Source organism: Rhizobium sp. T1470, assembly GCF_042140505.1.
Lineage (GTDB): Bacteria > Pseudomonadota > Alphaproteobacteria > Rhizobiales > Rhizobiaceae > Rhizobium > Rhizobium favelukesii.
The window spans coordinates 25,349-46,738 of sequence record NZ_CP148095.1; the positions used below are offsets into that span (position 1 = coordinate 25,349).

The following is a 21,390-nucleotide window of genomic DNA, read 5'->3' on the forward strand; positions in this document are numbered from 1 at the left end:
AAAAGATGTTGGCTCTCAAGCCATCGTGCTAAGTAGATCATCCGGCAGCTCGACAGGCACTGCTCAATAGTCGTCGAACGCGACAGGTCTGATGACGTGTCCCGTGATCTGGAACCGATTGACGGGTCCGTGTAGCGCGTCTCGGGCCGACTGCGAACGATACAGTCGGACGCCCTCACATTTTACGGTGGCGACTGGGTGGAAAACGTGGACAGATACGGAATTCTTGGGGTAGACCCCGCTCGCTTTGCGATACTCATGACTTCCTCGCATATGAACGATTGATCGCAGCCGCGGGCATCGCGGCTTGGCGGGATCAACCTATTCGTATGGGGTGTGTCAGGTGCTTTTCCATATGGGAACGAATAGAGAACAATTCTTACGGAGTCAACAGGGTGGAACTAGATCGACCGCGCAGCTGCTAAAGCGAGATTTTCACGACGCTTCAATGCGGGGCCGTCCTTTCTCGCGCCAATCACGATCCGTTTCCCGACAGGGTTAAATCCGACTTCATCCAGGGCCGACCCGAAGGAACGGTTCCGCGCCGACGAGCGAATGAGGGTAGCGAGGTCCTTGAGCGAAATGACAACGGCCATGTCTTCGGTCTTCTTCCCGATGAGCTGAATGCCGCCTTCCCTCGCCCTGGCGAGGACTTTCGTGAACGAGTCACGCGCCGCTTTGACGGTGATTGGGCCGTCGACCGAATTCGCAAGGATCACTTCAAGTTCCTTAATCACATCGATACCGGCCGAAGCGGCCATATCGGTCAGCTGCTTGACAAGTCTGCTGTCCACAATGATCTCCAGCGGAATCTGAATGAGATGGCCACCTAGTGCCGCGCCACAGAGATTATGACTCTTTGACGGGGTAAGCTTTGCGGAGCTTTTGGCGGGCTTTTTCGGTTGTGAACATCCATTGGATCTTTGCGCCATTAGCGTTGCGTTGCTGCTCCCAGGCTGCGACTTCGGCGATTATGGTGTCTTTATTGTCGATACGACGGTCGAGGCATTGGCTGCGCAGGACACCGATCTCGATCTCGACCATGTTGAGCCAACTGGCGTGCTTGGGCGTGTGGTGGAACTCCAGTCGCTTCAGCACCCTTCGAGCCTCCGGGGCTGGAAATGCGTCGTAAAGCGCCCCGGCGGAATGGGTGGAGAGGTTGTCCATCACCACGCGGATGATCGGGGCGTCGGGATAATCGACGTCGACCAGTTCGCGCATGCACTGGGCGAAGTCTTGGTTGGTTCGCCGATCGGTGACCTTCACCCTGCGCCAGGGCTGGTGGGCGTCCATGAAGACAAACAGATTGACCGTGCCGTTTCGGCGATACTACGCAGTCGTAGCGTTCAAGCTGGCCAGGCTTGGCCGCAATGGGCTCGCGCACTTCGCCGATGAGTTGGGTCGGGCTCTCGTCGAAGCAGACCACGGGCCTTTGTGGATCAGGCGTCTCTGCGTAGAGGTCGAGAACATCCTCCATGCGCGCGACGTATTCCCCATCGAGCTTTGGGATGCACCACATGTCTTTGCGCCAAGGTTTGAGATGATTCTCAGCCAGCCGGCGACGTACGGTCTCCGAGGACAACTCGTCATGATCGGTGAGTCGGACCATCTCATCGGCCAGAAGCTCCAGGGTCCAGCGGGCTCGCCCGGGCGGCGGCTTTGAGCAGGCGGTCGCCACCAACAGCGCCTCCTCCTTGCTCGATAGCTTGCGCTCAACACCCGGGCGCGGTTCTTCACTGAGCGCGCCTTCCAGATTGGCTTCCACAAACCGGCGCTTGGTCCGGTAAATCGTCGATCCGCTGACGTTCAAGGTTGCCGCGATCACCTCGTCGCTGAAGCCTTCGTCCGCCGCCACCAGGATCTGGGCGCGCTTGATCTTGCGCGACGCATGGCGTCCCCCGCTCAACAAAACGGCCAGTTGATCACGTTCCGATTGGCTAAGCTCTACGTGAAACTTTATAGTCATCGACACCTCCTTCAGCGCGGAGACGCAGATGAATCCGAAAATGAGTCCCTCACTTGACCCGCAAGCCGCAACGGCAAGACATGGCCTTACGCAAGTCCAAGGCCAGTACCTGGCCTTCATCTACGCCTACAGCCGCATCTTCAAACAGCCTCCGGCCGAAGCCGACATGCGTCGCCACTTCGCCGTTACGGCTCCGTCTGTTCACCAGATGGTGCTGACCCTCGAGAAGGCAGGATTTATATCCCGCGTGCCAGGCGCAGCACGCAGCATCCAACTTCTCATCCCACCAGAAGACTTGCCCATTCTACGATAACCCAACCCGTCATAATCTCTGTGGCGCGGTACTAGTACCTCTGCACAGAGGTTATGACGGGTTGAACCGGCTGAAGTTTGGGTAGGATGTCGTGGTCGACGAGCAGTTGGATGCTGCGCGCGATACCTGGTTGCCTGCGGATGAGGCCGGTGCGTTCGAGGGTTGGTGACCGCGCCCAACCAGAGCAACTACATGCCCTCACCGGTGAACAAATCGACCTGGGAAAAGCGATCTTCGAACGAAGACTGATGGACCCTGCTACGCGGCTGCAGCTATCGTCGGTGACGCCGCGTTCGCCTGGCCTGCGCCTTCGGCAGGCAAGCGGCAAGGCTCGGTCACTCCGTCCTCTATGTGCGCGTGCCGCGCATGTTCGAGGATCTCGCGCTTGCCCGCCTCGATGGCTCTTTCCCTCGCCTCATCGACAAGCTCACCCGCGTCCAGCTCCTCATCCTCGATTAACGTGCACTGCGCAGAGATGTGGAGCTGACACCGCAAGAGCCCGCAACTACGCGACTTTCCCACGATACAACTCCACATAACTGAGCGTCTACAAGCGGCGCAGCCAGCCTAACATCCCGCCATCATAAGCGATGATCGTCTGATCTTTTGCCGATGACCTCACGTCGGGAAAGACTTGCTCAAGCGCTTGCCGCTTCATATCGATATCGGCCCGCGCGTAGCGCATCGTTACGTTCAGCCCCGAGTGGCCAAGCCAATGGCTGATGGTGGCAATGTCCACGCCCGCCTTGAGAAGGTGGATGGCAGTCGTGTGCCGCAGCGAGTGAGGATGGATGCTTTTTTCGGCCAGGGTGGTTTCTTCCCCCGCAGCCATATCAACATATTTGCGCAGTAAGTATCGAACACCGAACCGGGGCAGCGGTGTGCCACGGTCATTGAGAAAGACCCATTGCTCGGCGGGATTATCTGAGGGTGGATGCAGCGTGTTGATCAATTCCTGAAGAAGCTGGGCCGTGTTTCGCCAGATCGGGCAAAGGCGAACCTTGTTGCCTTTACCGTGCAGGCGCACCTGACAGGGCGATACCAGACGAAGGTCACAAATGCGAAGATTCAGGATTTCCTGAACTCGTGCACCCGTATTGAACATCAGCGAGAACAGCGCGTAGTCCCGCCGTCCCGCAGGCGTGCGGCGGTCGATACGCGACAGGACGCTTTTGATTTCGGGCTCTTCGAGATATTCGACAGGTGCCACCCGCGCGCGCCTCTTGAAGGGAAGTGTCACCACCAGTTGCAGGGTGTCCATATATTCGGGATGCTCCGAGATCAGGAACCGCGCAAAGGTATGCATCGCCGCCAGCCTTGCATTGCGGGTCGCAATGCTGTTGCCACGCTCGACCTCAAGTGACGTGAGAAAGTGGCCGATCCTGTCGGCATTGATGTCGGAGACGTCGATGCTTTCAACGGATCCATTGGTCTCTGCCGCTGCAAATCGCAGGAACAGGACCATCGTGTCGCGATAGCTTTGGATCGTATGATGGCTCATGCCGCGGAGAGCGGGAAGATATTCTTGAAAGAAGCGTGCCATGCTTCGGCCCAATGCGGTGGATTGATGTTTCCTCATGCCACGACCTCGCTGACGAGACCGCCGAAAGCCCCTTCAAAGCGGTCGCTGGCGATCTCTCTCAGCTTTGGAAGGAAGTGCAGATAACATGCCGTCGACGCGATGCTAACGTGGCCCATGTAGAGAGCTCTCTTTAACCCAGGCGCACCCGCCAACGACGCTTAGTCCGGGTTGAGGATCGGCGTCACGCCCATGGCTGTGGGGCGCTCGCAACGGATACCTTCAATCTTCTTGCGCACTCGCTATCCGGCCTTCAGTTGAGCGTGGCCGTTTGCCTTTAACGGCGCCATAATCATCGGCCCAAGAGAAAATTCAGATTGCTCTGACCGCCGGGTGAGATCCCGTAGATATCCGCCAGCCGAGTTGATCATATTAGCGCGCTCCAGGATGCAAGCCATGGCCACAGCGGCGTTTTCTGGTCCCATAATCTCACAGGCGCTTTGGTAGGCTGACGGGCTTACCCCGAGCATCGATCGGATCACCACCGCGGCGGACATCAGATCGCGCCAACTTCCCACCGAGCCCCCAGGCCCATAGTCGGCCGCCTGGGGGCAAGCCTTCAAAACCACAGAAAGTGGGAACGGCTTCAGCGGCTCTCTCGAGGTCGCTGTCTTGTTCGGCTTTTCGCCCTGCTCTTTCTCAGAGCGAGGTTCAAGTTCAGTAAGGGATTCTGGTTTTGAATTCTGTATGTGCTGCTCATCATGGGCATCATTGGTGCTATTGTTTTGAGGATTTTGTTTGTCTTCCGTAAGCGCTCATTTCCATGCGCGTTGACGTGGCCCATTTGACGTGGGTCGCTTTGTGACGGCCCTATCGGATCAGGCAGCGGTAGTTTTGGCGAAGTTGAAGGGCAGCAAATCAGTGATGTCGGAATCTGTTGCGCGCTGCGGCAGTTCGGTAAGCACGTGGCGCAAGTAGGCCAAGGGTTCGATGCCGCAAGCTCGGCAGGTCAGCATTAGGCTGTAGACGACGGCACTGGCCCTCGCTCCGTCCACGGTGTCGCTGAACAGCCAGGATTTTCTGCCAGTGGCAAAAATTCTGATATCGCGCTCGAGTAGGTTGTTGTCGATCGGCATCCTGGCGTCTTCTGTGTAGCGCGTCAGGTAGTCCCACTGATTTAGGGTATAGGACACGGCATCGCCGATCTTGCTGTCGGGCAAGACCTTCGGGGCGATGTCGTTGAGCCATACCTTGAGAGCATTCAGGATGGGGACACTGTGTTGCTGGCGGAAACGGCGAATGCAATCGGCTTGCGTTTCGCCCTTGTCAGGCTTTGCGTTGCGCGCCTGGCTTTCAATCCGGTAGATCTGCTCGAAGAATTTCAGCGCCTGCTCCGGCGGACCGCCGCCTTTCTTTCTTGCCTTGAGGGCATCGACGAAGCGACGCCTGGAATGCGCCATGCATCCCAGATGGGTGGCCCCTGCCAGCGTGCGCCAGGCGGAATAGCCATCGCTCATCAGGATGCCGTGGTAATCGCCGAGGAAGGCCTGCGGATAAATCTGGCCGCGGCCGGGTTGATAATCGAGCAGCACGATCGGCTCGTCGCTGTCCTCTCCACTCCGATACGCCCACATGAATGATGTGCTGGTGGCCTCCCTGTCCTTTTCCTTCAGCACCTGGACCGTCGTCTCGTCGCCATGGATGATGGCTTGAGACCTGAGCCGCGATTTCAGCGCGTCATAGATGCGGGAGAGATGCCTCTCGCTCGAGCCGATCACCCAATGGCCCAGAGCACCGCGGCTGACGGGAACGCCGGCGCGCTCGAAGGCCTGGGCCAGGCGGTAGAGCGGCGTGCCATCGACATATTTGTGAACAAGAGCAAATGCCAGCGTCGAGGCCGTGGCGATGCTGCCCGGCAAGGGCTGCGCGGGCATTGGCGCAAGGACAACAGGCGTGTTGATCCCGGTGCGATCGCAATGGCGGCAGGCATACTTGAGCCGCACATTCTGCAGGACCTTGGCCTTCACCTCGATGTGGAGCTGCTCGGTGACGGCCTCGCCCATGCGATGCATCTGGTGACGGCAGCAAGGACAGGCCTTCTGGTCGTCGGCAAGGTCATATTCGACGCGCTCGCGCGGCAGATGTTCCGGCAGGGGCTTGCGGCCACGTTTCTTGCCCTCTGGCTTCTCGATCGCCGCAAAGCCCGTGTCCGGCAGGTCGACGACCTCCCCATTGTCTCCGCCGGCGTCGTCTTCATCGGCAACCTGCTCGGCTTCATCGAAGAGGCGGTCCACGTGCTTTTCGCTTTTCGGCGCAAAACGATGAAGCCGCGCCAACACCAGTTCTTCCTCGAGCTTGACCACGCGTTCCGTGAGCTGACGGTTCTCCGCCTGCAGCGCCGCAATGCGCGCCATCAACTCCTCAACAGTGGGTTCGCCGGGTCGGATCATCAGATTCTTGAATCTGAACCGTTTCGCCCCGTCAACCGCAGACGTCGAGAACTGTCAGCCGGCGATCTGGTATTGCCGAACCGGATGGCGGACCATCGCGTCGATATCAATGCCGTCGAGAATCCAGTGTAATTGCTCGGTCGTCAGCGTTACCACCATCATCTCCCGACGTGGCCATCGGAACCGGTCTTCCGACAATCGCTTCAGCACCATCACAAAACCGGACCGATCGAAGAACAGGAGCTTCATCCGGTCACGGCGGCGATTGCAAAAGGCAAAGACCGCAGGCGCAAACGGATCGAGCTCCATCACCTCCTGCACCAGGACCGCAAGGCTGTTGATACCGGCCCGGAAGTCGATCGGCTCGCGGTGCAGGTAAACCTTGATATCAGCGCCCAGTCTGAACATGACCCAGAGCTCCGATGATCGCCGTCAACGCATCCACATCACCGCATTCCAGCGAAAGCTTCACGCCGTTCGGCAGCAACGCGCTGATTTTGGAAAAACCTGACAGATGGGCCGTCTTCTCCAGTGATGCCGGTTGTTCTTCACCATACGCGACCGGTATATCCAGCGAGCGCATCCCGACAGGCAGGCTGCCGTCTGCTGCGACGACCGGGATAAACGGCGAGCTTGCAGATACCGCCGACAAGCCAGCCTCCCTGGCCTCCTTGACCCACTTGCGTAGAAGGTTGGCATTGACCCCATGGCCAAGCGCAAGGCCTGATATAGAAACACCAGGCTGGAGGCAAGCCGTAACAAGCCGCGCCTTTGATCCTGGATCATAGCGCCGCCGACCATCACGCCCCACCAACCGCACACGCAGCTTCTGCTCTTCGTCATTCATATTTGGTGTCCACCTATTTCAAGTGGACACTTCATGCGGCAGAGAACTCAACGCGAAAAGGCGCATGGAAATGAGCGCTTACTGTCTTCCAAGCGATTGAGGACTTCAGCATTTCCATTTCTTCGAGGATGGCGGTGAGGTCCTCAAGGGTCGGCGAGCGAGGCAGGCGGGAAACCAGCCCGATGTACATCTCTTCAATCGCTTGCCAATTGCCGTCCGCACCTTCTTCGATTGCAGCTGTGATGAGCTTGCGAGTATCCCGCCGGCAAATCGTCAGCCTCTCCTTGGCTTTCCTAGCATTACAGTTGCATATCTATCTGTGGTCTGAATCTATGGGTCTCCATGATTCGGAGGTCATGGATGACAGGTGCATCAATCGAGACTACGCTTGAGCTTTGGGCATCATCGTTGCGCGACGTGAAGGCTCGCATGCGCAGACTGTTTACGCAGGAGCGAGTTGCAGCCTCTGCGAACCTTTTCCTGGACGGCTTGCTGGGTGACGAGCGGCGTAAGACAGGTTGGATGCGTGCTGAGGCGGCCGGTGATCCAGGCCCGTGGCGGCAACAAGCCATTCTGGGGCGCGGGCGCTGGGACGCGGACGCACTTCGCGACATCGTGCGAGAGTATGTCGTAGAAAACCTCGCCACGGATGATGCGGTCCTGGTCATCGACGAGACGGGCTTCCTCAAGCAGGGCAAGACATCGTGCGGTGTTGCACGTCAATATACAGGTTCGGCTGGCAAGATAACGAACTGCCAGATCGGTGTGTTCGCCGCCTATGTGTCCGTTCGCGGTCATGCCTTTATCGATCGGGCCCTGTACTTGCCCAAAAGCTGGACCGGCGATCCGGCAAGGCTGGCAGCAGCTCATGTTCCTCAGGCTACAGCCTTCGCTACCAAGCCAGGCCTGGCTGTCGAGATGATACGGCGTGCGCTGGCAGCCGATGTGCCGTTTTCATGGGTGGCCGCAGATGCGGTCTATGGCGTCGGGGACGTTGAAGGGACCCTGCGTCGAGCCTGCAAAGGCTACGTTCTTGGGGTTAAATCGGACCACCATTTCGGCTCCTGGTCGGGTAAGCCTCCGGTCGCCGGCACAGCGCAGGAGATCGCCCGTGATCTCGATCCAAGTGCATGGCAACGTCTTTCCGCCGGTGAGGGCACCAAAGGCGCGCGGCTTCATGACTGGGCCTATTGCGAACTCGCCGACCTCGATGCCGACGAATACAACGAGACGACATCTGGGCTTTGGACCCGTGGCCTCCTGATCCGGCGCAATATCAGCGACGGTGATCTCGCATTCTTCACCACATGGTGCCTGGCCGGGACGGACATCCAGACGCTCGTTTCCGTTGAAGGCCATCGCTGGGCGATCGAAGACAGCTTCGAGACCGCCAAGAACGAGCTCGGACTCGATCACAACGAAACCCGGTCATGGCATGGCTGGCATCGCCACGTCTCCCTCGTCATGCTTGCCTTCGCCATGATGGCGGTGATCCGGTACCGCGCCAATGACGCGACGCCCCAAAAAAGACCGCGGATGCCGACCATCAGGACTTGATCCGCTGGTCTATCCAGGAAGTCCGGCGCATCGCCATAAGACTCGCTCAGCGTCGCATAAGCCCCGCCTACGTCATCGCATGGTCATGCTGGAGGCGCGCCCATCAGGCGGCCGCTCGACGAGCTCACCTCAAAACTAAAATGCACTGTAATGCTAAACGCTGCCCTTGAGGTGACAACCTGCTGAGCCAGCATCGCCAACTCTTCGGCACGGGCGAGGAGAGGGGAAAGATCGAAGCCGAACGCACACTCAACGTCACCGGCATCGCCCTTGCGTGCAAAGCGCTTTCCGTTGGCGCTATCGTCTATGATCTCGATTGGGACGAGGACGGCTCAGCGAATGGCGGGCCGTCCTCCGCGAGCTCGACAGTTTTCCACCCGTGCTGCAGGCGGTGGTCGCACTCGATGCCTGGAACCGTTTGGACGTCCTGCAGCATGCGCTCTGGCTCGGCGGGCCGCTGGCGGCTTCCATTCTGCGCCAGGCGGGCGCGACGACCGGGACGCATCTGGCCGCGATCAATCTCGGCCTGAAATCCATACCCGCCTGTCGCCGACGGCATCGCGATCGCGAAACCCGGTTGATGGCCGTTCTCTCAGGCCTGACCGCCGCCGCTGAGCTTGGCCTCAAGGAGCACGGCCGGCTGACTCTTGCCCGACAGTCGATGGAGCGTCGGCTGATCGGCCGGCGCCAAACGTCAAAGCTGCCGGAGCTGATTGAGCTGGTGATGTCGCGGCCGCTTGTTTCCGCCGGAATGGTGGCCAAGGCGATCGACGTCACACCGCAGGCGGCGCGGCGGATCCTCGGCGAGCTCGGTTTGCGCGAGATGACGGGGAGAGGGAGGTTTCGGGCGTGGGGGACGATTTGATCAGCGACAGTCGCGCCGAGCAGATCGATGTGTCACGACGACGGCGGAGTTGCGTTTTCAATGGAGTCGGTAGTCGCCGCAACTGTAAGATAGGTCAGCCACTTACTTGCCAATGCGCGGTCGAGATCAACGCCCTCATGGTGCGCGATCAAGAGGGTGTGTGCGATCACATCAGCAAGTTCCGCTGCGAAATGCTCTTTGGCCTCAACCAGATCCGCCTTATGGCGGCTTCTTCCAGTCATTCGCAGCCATGCAGCAACGGCCTCGCCTGCTTCCTCTTGCAGCTTGAGGACATACCAATCCCTGTCGCGTTCGATCCCGAATCTTTCCGCATAGCCAAAAGACACGCTTTCGAGATCACGAGCGAGCAAAGCAAAATTGGTCTTCATGGCGCTTTTCCTGCGACTCTCTGATTGTTTCTATTGCATAGTCGCGAAGTTGACTAAGTCCGGGACCTGACCAAAGACCCTTTCCTGATCTCCGCCACGTCCTTTGCAGGAAAGGCACCAACTGTTATTGATCGAGTGTTGACGCAGACGATCGAAAACGATCCCATGCTCCTCGTGCCTCAAGTTGCCGGCCGCTAAGTTACCAAAGCTGAACGAACAGGGGTATAGGTTGCCATCCGCATCGACCTCACAGGTTTCCTCACCGGCACGACAAAGACTAAGCTGGCCATCTCCTCCCTTTCTATATTGGTGTGCCGGCATCTCGACCGCAATGTCGTGACGAATGGAATATTTGGCTAGCAGATCGCGTGCGCGTTGGAATTCTTCACCAGTCAGCGAAAGGCCCTGCTGTCCATGCGCTCGGCCATAGGCGTTGAGCCGATTGACCTTTACCTCTCGTATTCCGAGCCTCACTGCCAAGCTAACGAATTCTTCCAGCGAGTCGGCGTTGCTCTTTGCAAGTGTTATGCGCAACGCGACGGGCCTGTCGAAATGACGAAGCAACCTGCGTGTGCCGGCAACAGTTCTCGCGAAGGCATTAACTCCCCTGATTGTGTCATTGACAAGAGAATTGCCGCCATCGAGCGAGATGGTTATTGACCGGATGGCAGGATTAGAGGCAAGCCGCTCCGCCCGTTGATCGGAGATACATATACCATTCGTTACGATGGATACGTAAAGATCTGTCTTTGCGAGATATTCCGCGATTGCATCGAAGGAAGGATGATAGAGCGGCTCTCCGCCAGAAAGGGTGATCTTGAATATTCCACGGCGCACAAAAGTATCAATGACGCGCAGTACTGTGGATAGATCGAGTTCTGGCGAGCTCGCATGGCCAGAATCGTTGTAGCAATGCACGCAGAAGAGGTTGCATCGCTTCGTGAGATTGAAAAATGCCTTAAGCGGCGCCGATAGTCGATCCTGCGTCGGATTCAGGACTGATCGAATGCGCATTTTCGCGGCGTCAAGCTCGGCCCCACCATCGGGGTAGAAAGGCGCTACGATGCGATTGCCCGATAGGGGGCATGTGTCTGGCAAGCTCCCAAGTGCATCAAAATGCTCCTGAGTGATATTGAAATAGCGTCCAGATGTTGGCTCGAACACGATGCCGCCAAAAAATTCCTTTCGAATATATAGTAGCCTATCCATCACTCGGCTCGAGCAACCTCCAGTTCGCGAGCTAGGCGTTTGGGCGCTGTCGGCTCGAGATTGCGATATTCGTAACAATAGGGGTCTGTTGCATTCAAATCCCCGGTCGCGGTGAACGATCGAAGATAACATCCCCCGCGGCATCCGTTGTATGTCGGGCAAGATTGGCAAGCCGAACTTCCGTTTAGTCCCCGAAACATATTCATAGCCCGGCCGTCATTCCAGGCATCGATCAACCGCGTACCGCGAACATTGCCATCGACGTACTTCCGCGCGCCGAAACTTGTACAAGGCTGAATTGAGCCAGTAGCCGTGATACAGAAACTCTCCTTGCCCGCATAGCAGCCGAAGCCGAGTTCGCCGATTACGTCGGGGGCATCCCCCTCAAACTTTTGATACGGGTTCACTGGCAGGACCATTTTAATTTTGGACTTCTTCGAATTGTACCACTCAGCCAAAAAGCGCATTGAGTCGATGTATTCGTCCTGTGTCGGGATAAGGCTGTTGCGTTCAATCGCACGGCCGGCCTCGCGGACACAGTTAAACTTCACCACGTCAAAACCAAGCGCTTCTGACAATGCGATGATGCTATCGAGGTTCCGAATGTTGCTCGTCATCAGAGTGCACTTCGCAGCGATCTTTCCATGATAATGTTTGCGCAGCCGCTCCACGCCGCGCAACATATAGCGGAAGCGTCCGCTGCCCCTTACTTGGTCGTAAGACATGTCATCCCATCCATCGAGGCTTACGTTGACGGTTCTGACATCTAGTTCCCCAAGCCGTCGCGCGACGCGCTCTGTGACCGGGATCCCGCTCGTCGAAAAGGACACGTCGATATCCTTGGAAATAGCGTGTTCAACGACGGGAAAGAAATCCGGATCCACCAGTGGCTCTCCGCCGGCAATTGAGAGGCGAAAACAGCCCATCGATTCCATCTGACCGACAATTGACTTCTTCTCAGATAGCTCGAGCTCATCAGGTCGCCGCGGCCCCGATTCCGTATAGCAGTGCGCGCACTTCTCGGGACATTGGTAGGTTATCTCAAGGAAAATGCGCGTTGGCGCGGAGAGTACCTGTTGTCCTACGGCATTGCCGAGATACATCGAATTGCCCGGGAGATCACGCTTCTTCAACTCTTCGCGCAGCAAGCGAACCTCGCCGCGATCAGTACCGTATTCGTGATACTCCGTACTAGAAAGGCGCCTATCCGGATTTCGTAACAGTCTGGTAGTGAGATGGTCAAGATGAATATAGTCTTTCTCAACCTTGTCGTAAGCAAGGCTTCCAAAAAATTCGTTTCGGATAACATATCTCATCGCCGCCTCGCAACATTGTAGGCAAACTATAGTTCGCTATGATGTTTTCAGTCTCACTCTGTGAGGGTATCGCAGTTCAATGGTGAAAGGTTGAAACCTTGAATATCCGCTTCTTAATCGATGAGCTCTCGCGCTTCGGCTCGATATCCGGCTGAACAGCCTTGTTCTTCTTAACTGTCTTATGAGACGCGCTGCTGGACTTCTTGGTAGCCATCAAAATCACTCCTTGTCCACAGGGTGACGTAGAAATACCATTTTTATTTTCAGGTTGCAAATGCTATGTTTCTATCGCTGATGAGTTGAGTTGAAAGTGCCGAATTCATTCTCGTTCCGCTTTCCAAACAACAAAGGGATGATGGCGATGCAATCAATTGAAAACATCGAAAGCCAGCTTGGGGTGCGACAGGCAGAGTCGGCGGCGGCAGGAAAGTTCTTGAAAGCCCTTCGAAAGTTGAAGGAAAACAGTGCCGAGTGGCACTTGACCATCGGATTGGCAAACTATGCCATCAGGGAGTATGGCGTGGCGCTAAAGGAGTTCGAGGTCAGCTATGCGCTTGAAGGGTCAGCAGAGTGTGCCGCACGGCTTGCGCTCGCTGCCTGGCGGCTTGGGGACAACGACAACGCGCAGGATTGGATCCAACGCGCCATCGCCGTAGATTCAAAGGGCTCTATTCAGGCTCCCGTCGGAGGCCAACAGGTTAGCTTTATGGGCGTCCTCGCAACGATCTTGTTGTCGAAGGGTGATATCGAAGCCGTTGAAAAGGCCAGTGTGGCAGCGCTTGAACAAACGGCGGAGGATCACACTGCGATGTGGACGTTGGCGACCGTGCGTATGACCCAGGGCAACGCAAAAGAGGCCAGCCAGCTCTTGTCGCGCGCAGCGAATTTTGCAAGCCCGGACATCGTAACCAAACGCATTGACAATCAGCTTAGTGTGTCAAGGGGCCTGTTAGAGGCCGGCATCGCGCTGCGACCTGGCAGCGCGGCAATTGATGCGATTTCGCGACTTGTCGTCTAGTGATCATCGTGGGACTAGGGGAGCCACTTTACTCAGGTGGATTGCCAGGCGGGCGAAGTCGCCACGTTATCCCCTGATCGCCCCAAAATTCCGCGTTTTCCCGCAGAGTGATGACGCAAGGAGCTATGTAATCATTGGGAAGTGAATCGCCGCATGCGCCGGAGGATATGAGCTTTCTCTGTTGTCTCGGAGGGTCTTCCGTTGCGCGCTATCGAAGTGCTCTGTCCGACATTGACTATTTCATTATCTCGCGGGAAGAACATTTTGCCGGGATTAAGCGTGCCTGGTGTGTGCAAGCTGGAAAAGTTGACTACGAAACGCGTACCCTCGAATGGCTGGCTGACTTCGTTTCTTGCTTGGACGGCTTCACAGCAAACCTCAGCGGCGGTCACTCTGCTCTCAATTTTTGGGACATGCGTTTCGCTGCACGCGTACTGCTTGGCAAGACCGTGTCTGGCTCGGCCGACTTGAAAGACATTCTCGAAAGAAGACGAGACCTATTGCGGCGCGCCCTCGCTGGGTATTTTTCATCCTTTCTTTTGTCAACCTATGAAGACGCGCTGGGGCTTTGTCTGTCCGGTAGATATCGCGAGGTCCCAGTCATCGCCGGCGAGCTTGCCCAGCGAGCAGTGCTTGTTGCACTCCTTCAGCTGGAGCTCGTGGATCCCGCGCCAAAGTGGAGTTTATGCATAGCTTCTGATCATTCTGACATGGCTGTAAAGCATTGCGCAATCGCATTATTAGACCATCTTGGAACGGATATTCGGCCGAATCCTGCGCACTGGGCGAACTCCTTGCTCCGACTCACGAACAGCGTGGTCGCCGCGGGAATGGCAGGTGCGGCCGCAAGCGAGGAGCCAAGTAAGTACACCGAGGCGACTGATGGCCTTTCGATGGACCAGAGCATTTCATATTGTTTGATGGGTGTACCCGGTTATAACACGCTCATGGACCTGCGTTCCAATAAGGTCCATGCCTGCAACGTCCATTTCCTACGACATATAGCGGCGGGATCATTCCCGACCATATGATCCTCTGTGACAAGAAGGAAGGCTGATAATGTTGGTGACATTCGAAGGTGGTGACGGCGCAGGTAAATCAACCATTGCGGCCATGGCGGTGGACAGGATTTGTGCGATGGGGGTCGACGCGATATTGATTGCGCCAAAGAGACCGCGTATCCGGGAGTCGGCGCTTGCTGGCTACATGCAACGTTTTGCGTCGATTTTGTGGGAAACGGGAGAAGATGAAAATCGGGAAGTCTTTTCGACGGATCACTGGCTTCGGTTGTCCTCAGCATGGTACGAAATCGTTGACACAGCAGTCATCCAACCGGCTCTGCACAGCCATGATATGGTCATACTGGATACGTGGTATCACAAGTTGATCGCGCGATTTTCATTGAAGCCTGGCATCGAAAGCGTCAGTCTCGATGAAACTTACAAACGCTTAACACGACCAGATATGACAATGTTCCTTGACATCGAACCAGCCCAAGCCGCCCAAAGGAAGAAGATTTTCGGGCCATCGGAGTGCGGTAACCTCGATGGGCTGAGAGGGCAAACGGCCGAGAACTTCATCGCCTACCAGTCTCGTGTTCGCCAAAGCTACCTGGGCTTGGCGAGACGCCACAATTGGTTCGTAGTCGACGCCGGCGGGCTTTCTGCCGATGAGGTTGCTGCGCACGTGGTAAATTCGATCGCTGGCGTTTTAGCAAGTCATAGGTCGCGACGTGCAACTATGACATCGACGCGCCCGCTGCGGTCCGTACCTAGCGGAAGGCGCTGATGTCAGAGAACGAGCGACAGGCGTCCGGAACAGAAACCGATCTGGATGACTTTCGACTGGAGATTCCGCACGCACCGACAACATCGCGGTTGGCCAGTGCGTTCATTTATGGCCTGATTTTCAACTACGCGCAGGATTCAGCCCGGTCTTGGGCGGCGCCGTACAAGCTGGAAAAAAGGATTGGCTCGATCGAAGCGTCAGCCTTGGCTGTGATGCACGACACAATAGTGGAGAGGATTGCAACGCGGCCCGCTTTGCATCGGTTCCCAAGAGTTGTCGGTCGCAGCATAACGGCTGCGGCGTCTTTTATCCTGACCGAGTTCGATGGCGATCCGCGGCGAATCTGGGCCGCACCCTTATCAATTGAGGAGATGCAAGATCGGTTCGAGCGGCTTCCGGGCATTGGTGCGCATAAGGCAATGGTGGCCTGCTATCTCCTTGGGGTTTTCCGCTTGGTAGAGCCCGATGAAATACTGATTAAGAAAATTCGTCTTGAGTGCCCAAAGCTTTATGAAGTCAGTCACTACCTCCTCCCGAGTGAAATACGCGAGCTGGATTAGGATCTGGGCCATAGACTATTCTGATTTTATCCCTGTTCTGCTCGGCGGCCGAGCAGCGAGAAGTCCCCTCTAATGAGAGGATAAACTGCGGTTCCGCGGTCGGCGCCTGCCTAACCTCCAGCAACGACCGTGACTTTGCCTTATTGGACTAGAGCGCGAAGTAATCCACAGTGGGGCGAGGTATGTAATTTGATATGTCGCGGTAGTATCCGAGTACACTTTCATGAAAAGCGTCAAAACAATGTTTGATATCGTGCATATCGTTTACCGCCTCGTGTAGGTCGTTTGTCGCGATACTAGTTCAGCGTTTTCGTGGTTCGAATCATATCAAGCGGCGTCGGCGAGCTTGTAGGACCATGTGTGGATGACGGGATGGCGATTGACGTCTTCGATACCGGCCATAATGCGTTCCTTAAGCTCATGTTTTGAGGTCACCCGGATGTGACGCAGGACGGAGCGGGCGAACTTGGAGAAAAAGCCCTCGATCAGGTTGAGCCAGGATCCGTGTTTGGGCGTGAAGGTAAATTCGAAGCGGCCTGCCGGTCGTTTATCGAGCCAGGCTCTGGTTTCTTTCGAGATGTGTGCGGAATGATTGTCGAGGATCAACTTGATGGCGGTGCCGGCCGGATAGGCGGCATCGAGCAGCTTGAGGAATTCGATGAACTCGCGGCTGCGGTGGCGATCCTTGACGAGCGCGTGGACCTTGCCTGTCAGCAGGTCAATTCCAGCGTAAGCGGTTAGCCGATGGCGTCAGGCTTGAAGTTCCACGGCATGAGCGCCTCGATTTCGGATACCGGCCAGCCTTGAGCGATGCGGGTCAAGGTCTGGGAGAGCCAGCCGAGCGGATCGACGTTGTTCATTTTGGCCGTCTGCAGCAGCGTGGCCAGCGTCGCCCAAGTCCGTCCACCGCCCTCGAAGCCGGGTTCATAATGCCGGGTTTCTGGCATTCGAATCCAAGGTCACTTATCCCTTCCCTCCACTGGTTGACCAAACCGTATTGGTAACCGGCAGCGATGAGCACGAAGGTGTTCATTATCTGCTGATTCGACAAGTCCATGGTGGCTCATTTCAAATCCCCGCATGGATGTTTGATCCTGCGGCAAGTTCGATCGAGATTGTAGCCGAGCCGCGCCTTTCGGCAACGAAGCTTATTGAACTGCGCGCTTTCATTGATTCTCTCGTACCCTGTCGCTCGGTGCAAGAAGCCGAAGGGATAAGCCATGAGAAAGCAATTTCGCATGCAATTGGATCTGTTCGTGACAGCCCGGCCGGTAGACCTGAGCGACACCCAGCGCCGGGAAGCCTTAACACTCCTGCAACTACTGTTGACAGAAGCGGCGGCAAAGCTGGCCGGCAAGCGGCGCGCCGACGGCGGAAAGGAGGCGGGCAATGAGTAAGATCACTGCCGACCATCTTAGCCTTAGCGCCTTCGTCTACGTCCGGCAGTCGACGGCCTACCAAGTTGCCAATAATCTGGAAAGCCAAAGACGGCAGTACAGCTTAGTCGAGCGTGCTCGACAGTTGGGTTGGGAGACCGTCGAGATCGTGGACGATGACCTTGGACGATCCGGAGGTGGCACGGCCCGCCCGGGATTCGAGAAGCTGTTGGCGGCGATATGTGAAGGTCGGGTGGGAGCAGTCGTATCGCTTGAGGCCTCACGTCTGGCGCGCAATGGCCGTGATTGGCACACCTTGCTGGAATTTTGTGGTCTGGTCGGCACTCTGATCGTCGATGAAGAGGCTATTTACGATCCGCGCTCGCCTAACGATCGTCTCCTTCTTGGCATGAAGGGCACTATGAGCGAGATGGAGTTATCCGTGTTTCGGCAACGATCGGTCGAGGCCATGCGCCAAAAGGCGCGGCGCGGCGACCTTCATCTCACCGTTGCCGTCGGATACGTGAAGACGGATGATGCCCGTGTCGAGAAGGATCCAGATCGGCGCGTTCAGGAGAGCATTCTGCTCGTCTTTCGCAAATTCGCCGAACTGCAGACCGTCCGCCAGGTGTTGCTCTGGTTCAGGCAAGAGAATGTCTTGGTCCCGTCTGTCATTCAAGGGCGCGGCAAACGGCCGATCGAGTGGAAAGCTCCGGTTTATCACACCCTTCATCACATACTGACAAACCCGGTCTACGCCGGCTCCTACGCCTACGGCCGGCGTGCGACACGTGTGATGATCAAGGATGGGCGCAAACGGGTCACCCGTGATACGTTGCGGCGTAATTCGAAGGACTGGGAGGTTTTGATCCACGACCATCATGAAGGCTATATTAGCTGGGCCGAGTTTGAAAGGAATCAGCATCTGATCGCCGAGAATGCGAATGGAAAAAGCTACATCGATAAGACGTGGCGAAGCTTTATTGCCCGGACTATTCCGCTGCGGTCGCTGCGGTCGCCGACTGCATATTCAATACTCTGGGAAAGGCGGCAATACGCAGCGATATGTTTGTCGCGGCACGTTCGGCGACATGGCGGTCGGCAACTGTATCGGCTTCGGTGGCATGCGAGTTGATCGGGCCGTCGCGCAGGAGGTTCTCGAACGGTTGCAACCTCTCGGAATCGAGGCGGCCTTGCGAGCAATGGAGGCGCACACTCAGCGTCATAGCGATAAGCATCAGCAACTCGAGAACTCAATCAAGCAAGCACAATACGAGGCTGCCCGGGCGCGCCGCCAGTATGACGCTGTCGATCCCGACAATCGGTTGGTCGCGGGCGAGTTGGAAAGGCGCTGGAATGAGAAGCTGATCCAATTGCGTGACCTAGAGATCGAGCTTGAGACGCTCTCGACCGACCGTGACATGCCCGCACTATCGGCAGATGACCGTGCAAGACTGATGAAGCTCGGTAGCGACCTGGGGCAGGCATGGGACAGCCCCAGTGTATCCACCGAGACGCGCAAAAAGATCATTCGGTTACTGATCACGGAAATTATCGTCGATGTCGTCGACGACACATTGGCGATCATCATTCATTGGCAAGGTGGCGATCATACCCGGATGACAGTGAGGAAGAACAAGATCGGCCAGACCCGCTGGGCAGTTAAGGCTGATGTCGTTGATCTCGTGCGCGCTTTGGCCAGGCAGTTACCTGATTTGTCAATCGCAGCGATCCTGAACCGTTCCGGCAAGCGGACCGGGCATGGCGCCAGCTGGACGCGAAGCCACGTCTGCAGTCTTCGCAACATCCATGGTATCTCCGTCTATCGAGAAGGTGAGCGGGCCGAACGCGGTGAGAGAACCCTCGATGAGGCCGCGGACATTCTGAAGGTGAGTCGAGCTACGGCCTATCGGATGGTCAGCAGCGGCGCCCTTCCGGCGCGCCAGCTATGCACCGGGGCGCCTTGGATCGTTCGACTTTCCGACCTCCAGCACGACGTCGTGCGCCGCGAAGCCGATGCCAGGCGATCACGGCGCCCGAGATCTCAGGATCTGGTTCAAAATCCCCTTTTATTATAAGGACATCATCAGATGAGCAGTATGACGCGCCAACGTCGCTACCAGCGAAGAGACTATTTTTTCTTGTAATTGTTTGGGGCCGGATCGCGCGTTCAACGATGTTGGAGTCGATTTCGATGCGGCCATCGGTCAAGAAGCGCTCCAGCGCTTCCCGGCGTGTCATCGCATAGCGGATCGCCTCAGCAGTCTTGGACTTCCCAGAGACTTTGGAAAGCTCCTGTTCCCACAATTGGAAGAGATCGGCGACGATGGCGGCGGACGTCTCCTGACGACGCGTGGCACGGGCTTCGGCATCACTGCCGCGGATCTCGTCCTCAACCTTCCACAGTTCCGTCATGGCTGTAATCGACGCTGTCGCAGCCTCATTGATACCGCCGACGTGCAGCTCATAAAACTTACGACGTAAATGCGCCCAGCATCCGGCCAGCTTGATCGTTTCATTGCTGCCGGACTTGGCGCGCTCTTTTATCATGCCGGTGTAGGCCGAGTAGCCATCAACTTGCAGGATGCCGCTGAACCCGGCGAGATGACGCGCGACACACTTGGCACCTCTGCTGTCTTCGAAGCGATAGGCAACCATCGGCGGACCGGACCCGCCAAACGTTCGGTCATCGCAGGCATATGCCCAGAGCCACGCCTTCATCGCTTTACCAGAGCCGGGAACCAATGTCGGCAACGTCGTCTCGTCCGCAAAGACCCTCTCACTGGCTTTGATGCGCTCCAGGATGTAATCCGCCAAGATCCGCAACTCGAAGCCCAGATGCCCCATCCACTGGGCCATCAAAGAGCGGCTGAGAACCACGCTGTCGCGCAGATAGATCGCCTCCTGGCGATAAAGTGGAAGACCGTCGGCGTATTTCGACACGGCGATATAGGCAAGCAACCGTTCCGTCGGTAGGCCGCTTTCGATGATATGCGCTGGTGCCAAAGCCTGCAGCACGCCGTCACGTTCCCTGAACGCATATTTGGGGCGGCGTGTGACGATAACCCTGAACTTCGGCGGTATGACATCGAGCCGCTCGGATCGATCTTCACCGATCAGAACCTTTTCCAAGCCCTGGCATTCTTCCGGGATCTCCGGCTCAATGACTTCCTCGATACGTTCTAGATGCGCGGCAAAACCTTTGCGAGGCCGCGCTGCCCTCTTCGGCCGGTCTTTGTCTCCCTGGCCAAGTTCGCTATCAATCGCGGCAAGGCCAGTCTCGACCTCCTCAAAAGCGAAGTCTATCTGCTCGTCATTTATCGCCAGCCGCAGACGCTCGGAGCGCGTACCATTTTGGGCACGCTGCAAAACCTTCAAGATCGCCGTCAAAGTGGTGATCCGCTCGTCGGCTTTCTGTTGGACAGCCTTCATTCGGGCGATTTCGGCCTCAGTCGCAGCCTTCTCTGCGCTCATCGCGATGATCATCGCTTTCAGCGCTTCGACGTCGTCAGGAAGGTCGGAACCAGGTAAAATCATGAGATGCACTAAAGCATAAAATCAGCCGATTTCCCAACACTTACAGCGACATGATTCATCTTGCCGCAGGCCTGTTCAGCCAGTCGAAAGCGGTCTGCGCACTTGGGCAGGCCTGATCCTTTTCCAGTCCATACCGGCCAGAAGTGCCATCAACTGCGCATGGTCGAGACGGATGCGCGTGGCTGATTGCGCTGGCCAGCAAAAACCATTTTCCTCAAGAATTTTTGCATAAAGGCAGATACCTGTACCGTCCCACCACACAATGCGGATCCGGTCTGCCCGCTTCGAGCGGAAGACAAAGAGCGCGCCACTGAATGGATCAAGGCCGCCATCCCTCACCAAGGCCATCAACGACGCAGCGCCCTTCCTATTATGCGGAGCACCGCATAATAGGAAGAAGGGCTTCACATAGGACGGGTTGACCAGTTTGATCTCATGGCCCAATTTACCGATCTCCCGTCCCCAATAATGGGCGCTGGCGCAGGCTTCCATCGCGACCACGCAGGTGGGTAGCTTGGCGAAAAACTCGAGCAATCTGCCGCGGTTCAGTTTCTTACGCAGGGCCACCCTTCCGTCTGGGCCAGCGCCGTGGATTTGGAATACGTTCTTTGCCAAATCCAAGCCAATGATGCTAATCTCGTTCATGGACGTCCTCCTTGCTGGTTCTAAGCACACCCGCA

The 21,390-nt window shown here is 56.9% G+C and carries 20 protein-coding genes and 8 pseudogenes; 10 read left to right on the top strand and 18 right to left on the bottom strand.

From position 1 onward, the window contains the following. Positions 1-401: 401 nt before the first annotated feature. Complete coding sequence (locus WGT02_RS38395) at positions 402-761, bottom strand: hypothetical protein (protein WP_208244982.1); 360 nt, start codon at positions 759-761, stop codon at positions 402-404. Between the two features lie 88 nt (positions 762-849). Beyond that, positions 850-1,966 (bottom strand): IS630 family transposase gene (locus tag WGT02_RS38400; protein ID WP_375679399.1). Its coding sequence is split into 2 segments (ribosomal slippage): positions 850-1,317 and positions 1,319-1,966, totalling 1,116 coding nucleotides; the frame shifts between segments, so codons are not numbered across the junction. A 28-nt stretch (positions 1,967-1,994) separates the two neighbouring features. Here WGT02_RS38400 and WGT02_RS38405 point away from each other — a divergent pair. After that, on the top strand, positions 1,995-2,279 hold the full coding sequence (locus WGT02_RS38405; RefSeq protein ID WP_225039569.1) for a LexA family transcriptional regulator: 285 nt from the start codon (positions 1,995-1,997) through the stop codon (positions 2,277-2,279). Positions 2,280-2,576: 297 nt separating this feature from the next. Continuing rightward, positions 2,577-2,735, top strand: a pseudogene (locus tag WGT02_RS38410) (ATP-binding protein); the annotation flags it as partial. Positions 2,736-2,826: 91 nt separating this feature from the next. Here WGT02_RS38410 and WGT02_RS38415 read toward each other — a convergent pair. The 7 genes and pseudogenes from WGT02_RS38415 to WGT02_RS38445 all read right to left on the bottom strand — a co-directional run. Further along, positions 2,827-3,858, bottom strand: a complete 1,032-nt coding sequence (locus WGT02_RS38415; RefSeq protein ID WP_225040614.1) for a tyrosine-type recombinase/integrase — start codon at positions 3,856-3,858, stop codon at positions 2,827-2,829. Then, a complete protein-coding gene (locus WGT02_RS38420; RefSeq protein WP_263623212.1) occupies positions 3,855-3,977 on the bottom strand; it encodes a hypothetical protein in 123 nt (40 codons plus the stop codon). Before WGT02_RS38420 ends, WGT02_RS38415 begins: the two co-directional genes overlap by 4 nt. A gap of 123 nt (positions 3,978-4,100) precedes the next feature. Then, positions 4,101-4,598 (bottom strand): annotated as a pseudogene (gene repC / locus WGT02_RS38425) (plasmid replication protein RepC); the annotation flags it as partial. Between the two features lie 78 nt (positions 4,599-4,676). Continuing rightward, complete coding sequence (locus WGT02_RS38430) at positions 4,677-6,248, bottom strand: IS66 family transposase (RefSeq protein ID WP_208245164.1); 1,572 nt, start codon at positions 6,246-6,248, stop codon at positions 4,677-4,679. 54 nt (positions 6,249-6,302) lie between these two features. After that, positions 6,303-6,656: an IS66 family insertion sequence element accessory protein TnpB gene (tnpB, locus tag WGT02_RS38435; RefSeq protein WP_208245162.1), complete on the bottom strand. Its 354-nt coding sequence runs from the start codon at positions 6,654-6,656 to the stop codon at positions 6,303-6,305. Further along, positions 6,637-7,095, bottom strand: coding sequence for a transposase (locus WGT02_RS38440; RefSeq protein WP_208245161.1), 459 nt, complete (start codon positions 7,093-7,095; stop codon positions 6,637-6,639). The genes tnpB (WGT02_RS38435) and WGT02_RS38440 overlap by 20 nt, the downstream gene beginning before the upstream one ends. 94 nt (positions 7,096-7,189) lie before the next feature. Then, positions 7,190-7,390, bottom strand: a pseudogene (locus WGT02_RS38445) (replication initiation protein RepC); the annotation flags it as partial. Positions 7,391-7,437: 47 nt separating this feature from the next. On the opposite strand from WGT02_RS38445, the gene WGT02_RS38450 reads away from it, so the two are divergent. Further along, positions 7,438-8,652, top strand: coding sequence for an IS701 family transposase (locus tag WGT02_RS38450; protein WP_208244986.1), 1,215 nt, complete (start codon positions 7,438-7,440; stop codon positions 8,650-8,652). 158 nt (positions 8,653-8,810) lie between these two features. Here the strand turns inward: WGT02_RS38450 and WGT02_RS38455 are convergent. Further along, positions 8,811-8,984, bottom strand: a pseudogene (locus WGT02_RS38455) (helix-turn-helix domain-containing protein); the annotation flags it as partial. Between the two features lie 47 nt (positions 8,985-9,031). Between WGT02_RS38455 and WGT02_RS38460 the strand changes: the two are divergent. Further along, a complete protein-coding gene (locus WGT02_RS38460; RefSeq protein WP_318246623.1) occupies positions 9,032-9,517 on the top strand; it encodes a DUF1612 domain-containing protein in 486 nt (161 codons plus the stop codon). Between the two features lie 32 nt (positions 9,518-9,549). On the opposite strand, the gene WGT02_RS38465 is transcribed toward WGT02_RS38460, so the two are convergent. Genes WGT02_RS38465 through WGT02_RS38475 form a run of 3 tightly spaced genes read right to left on the bottom strand, consistent with a single transcriptional unit; the run spans position 9,550 to position 12,431 of the window. Next, positions 9,550-9,906 carry a pyrophosphatase gene (locus WGT02_RS38465; protein ID WP_208245157.1) on the bottom strand — a complete coding sequence of 119 codons (357 nt, stop codon included), beginning with the start codon at positions 9,904-9,906 and terminating at the stop codon, positions 9,550-9,552. A 30-nt stretch (positions 9,907-9,936) separates the two neighbouring features. Continuing rightward, positions 9,937-11,115 carry a radical SAM protein gene (locus WGT02_RS38470; RefSeq protein WP_208245154.1) on the bottom strand — a complete coding sequence of 393 codons (1,179 nt, stop codon included), beginning with the start codon at positions 11,113-11,115 and terminating at the stop codon, positions 9,937-9,939. Next, on the bottom strand, positions 11,115-12,431 hold the full coding sequence (locus tag WGT02_RS38475) for a radical SAM/SPASM domain-containing protein (protein WP_208245152.1): 1,317 nt from the start codon (positions 12,429-12,431) through the stop codon (positions 11,115-11,117). Before WGT02_RS38475 ends, WGT02_RS38470 begins: the two co-directional genes overlap by 1 nt. A 304-nt stretch (positions 12,432-12,735) precedes the next feature. On the opposite strand from WGT02_RS38475, the gene WGT02_RS38480 reads away from it, so the two are divergent. From WGT02_RS38480 to WGT02_RS38495, 4 genes are all read left to right on the top strand, one after another. Beyond that, positions 12,736-13,449, top strand: a complete 714-nt coding sequence (locus tag WGT02_RS38480; protein ID WP_208245150.1) for a hypothetical protein — start codon at positions 12,736-12,738, stop codon at positions 13,447-13,449. 134 nt (positions 13,450-13,583) lie between these two features. Then, complete coding sequence (locus WGT02_RS38485; protein ID WP_208245148.1) at positions 13,584-14,480, top strand: hypothetical protein; 897 nt, start codon at positions 13,584-13,586, stop codon at positions 14,478-14,480. Between the two features lie 28 nt (positions 14,481-14,508). Beyond that, positions 14,509-15,237: a dTMP kinase gene (locus tag WGT02_RS38490; protein ID WP_208245146.1), complete on the top strand. Its 729-nt coding sequence runs from the start codon at positions 14,509-14,511 to the stop codon at positions 15,235-15,237. Continuing rightward, complete coding sequence (locus WGT02_RS38495) at positions 15,237-15,797, top strand: hypothetical protein (RefSeq protein ID WP_208245144.1); 561 nt, start codon at positions 15,237-15,239, stop codon at positions 15,795-15,797. The genes WGT02_RS38490 and WGT02_RS38495 overlap by 1 nt, the downstream gene beginning before the upstream one ends. A gap of 327 nt (positions 15,798-16,124) precedes the next feature. Here the strand turns inward: WGT02_RS38495 and WGT02_RS38500 are convergent, their stop codons facing one another. Both WGT02_RS38500 and WGT02_RS38505 read right to left on the bottom strand, forming a co-directional pair. Beyond that, positions 16,125-16,520 (bottom strand): IS630 family transposase, encoded by a 396-nt coding sequence (locus WGT02_RS38500; RefSeq protein ID WP_375680034.1) that lies wholly within the window; start codon positions 16,518-16,520, stop codon positions 16,125-16,127. A 14-nt stretch (positions 16,521-16,534) separates the two neighbouring features. Further along, positions 16,535-16,717: pseudogene (locus tag WGT02_RS38505) on the bottom strand (transposase domain-containing protein); the annotation flags it as partial. A 300-nt stretch (positions 16,718-17,017) separates the two neighbouring features. Between WGT02_RS38505 and WGT02_RS38510 the strand changes: the two are divergent. Both WGT02_RS38510 and WGT02_RS38515 read left to right on the top strand, forming a co-directional pair. Next, positions 17,018-17,194, top strand: coding sequence for a hypothetical protein (locus WGT02_RS38510; RefSeq protein WP_208245142.1), 177 nt, complete (start codon positions 17,018-17,020; stop codon positions 17,192-17,194). Continuing rightward, positions 17,187-19,251, top strand: a pseudogene (locus WGT02_RS38515) (recombinase family protein). Before WGT02_RS38510 ends, WGT02_RS38515 begins: the two are co-directional and overlap by 8 nt. A gap of 28 nt (positions 19,252-19,279) precedes the next feature. Here WGT02_RS38515 and WGT02_RS38520 read toward each other — a convergent pair. The 3 genes and pseudogenes from WGT02_RS38520 to WGT02_RS38530 all read right to left on the bottom strand — a co-directional run. Further along, positions 19,280-20,710 (bottom strand): annotated as a pseudogene (locus WGT02_RS38520) (IS66 family transposase); the annotation flags it as partial. Between the two features lie 75 nt (positions 20,711-20,785). Then, positions 20,786-21,118, bottom strand: a complete 333-nt coding sequence (tnpB, locus tag WGT02_RS38525) for an IS66 family insertion sequence element accessory protein TnpB (RefSeq protein WP_318246625.1) — start codon at positions 21,116-21,118, stop codon at positions 20,786-20,788. Beyond that, positions 21,107-21,355: pseudogene (locus WGT02_RS38530) on the bottom strand (IS110 family transposase); the annotation flags it as partial. The gene tnpB (WGT02_RS38525) and the pseudogene WGT02_RS38530, both read right to left, overlap by 12 nt. Positions 21,356-21,390: the final 35 nt, after the last annotated feature.

What these genes read in the sequence shown, in the direction of transcription:
- WGT02_RS38415 (WP_225040614.1), bottom strand. Translation starts at nt 3,858, where the DNA reads ATGAGGAAACATCAATCCACCGCATTGGGCCGAAGCATGGCACGCTTC.
- WGT02_RS38405 (WP_225039569.1), top strand. Translation starts at nt 1,995, where the DNA reads ATGAATCCGAAAATGAGTCCCTCACTTGACCCGCAAGCCGCAACGGCA.
- tnpB (WP_208245162.1), bottom strand. Translation starts at nt 6,656, where the DNA reads ATGTTCAGACTGGGCGCTGATATCAAGGTTTACCTGCACCGCGAGCCG.
- WGT02_RS38430 (WP_208245164.1), bottom strand. Translation starts at nt 6,248, where the DNA reads ATGATCCGACCCGGCGAACCCACTGTTGAGGAGTTGATGGCGCGCATT.
- WGT02_RS38495 (WP_208245144.1), top strand. Translation starts at nt 15,237, where the DNA reads ATGTCAGAGAACGAGCGACAGGCGTCCGGAACAGAAACCGATCTGGAT.
- WGT02_RS38490 (WP_208245146.1), top strand. Translation starts at nt 14,509, where the DNA reads ATGTTGGTGACATTCGAAGGTGGTGACGGCGCAGGTAAATCAACCATT.
- WGT02_RS38475 (WP_208245152.1), bottom strand. Translation starts at nt 12,431, where the DNA reads ATGAGATATGTTATCCGAAACGAATTTTTTGGAAGCCTTGCTTACGAC.
- WGT02_RS38470 (WP_208245154.1), bottom strand. Translation starts at nt 11,115, where the DNA reads ATGGATAGGCTACTATATATTCGAAAGGAATTTTTTGGCGGCATCGTG.
- WGT02_RS38420 (WP_263623212.1), bottom strand. Translation starts at nt 3,977, where the DNA reads ATGGGCCACGTTAGCATCGCGTCGACGGCATGTTATCTGCACTTCCTT.
- WGT02_RS38510 (WP_208245142.1), top strand. Translation starts at nt 17,018, where the DNA reads ATGAGAAAGCAATTTCGCATGCAATTGGATCTGTTCGTGACAGCCCGG.
- WGT02_RS38395 (WP_208244982.1), bottom strand. Translation starts at nt 761, where the DNA reads ATGGCCGCTTCGGCCGGTATCGATGTGATTAAGGAACTTGAAGTGATC.
- WGT02_RS38450 (WP_208244986.1), top strand. Translation starts at nt 7,438, where the DNA reads ATGATTCGGAGGTCATGGATGACAGGTGCATCAATCGAGACTACGCTT.
- WGT02_RS38465 (WP_208245157.1), bottom strand. Translation starts at nt 9,906, where the DNA reads ATGAAGACCAATTTTGCTTTGCTCGCTCGTGATCTCGAAAGCGTGTCT.
- WGT02_RS38440 (WP_208245161.1), bottom strand. Translation starts at nt 7,095, where the DNA reads ATGAATGACGAAGAGCAGAAGCTGCGTGTGCGGTTGGTGGGGCGTGAT.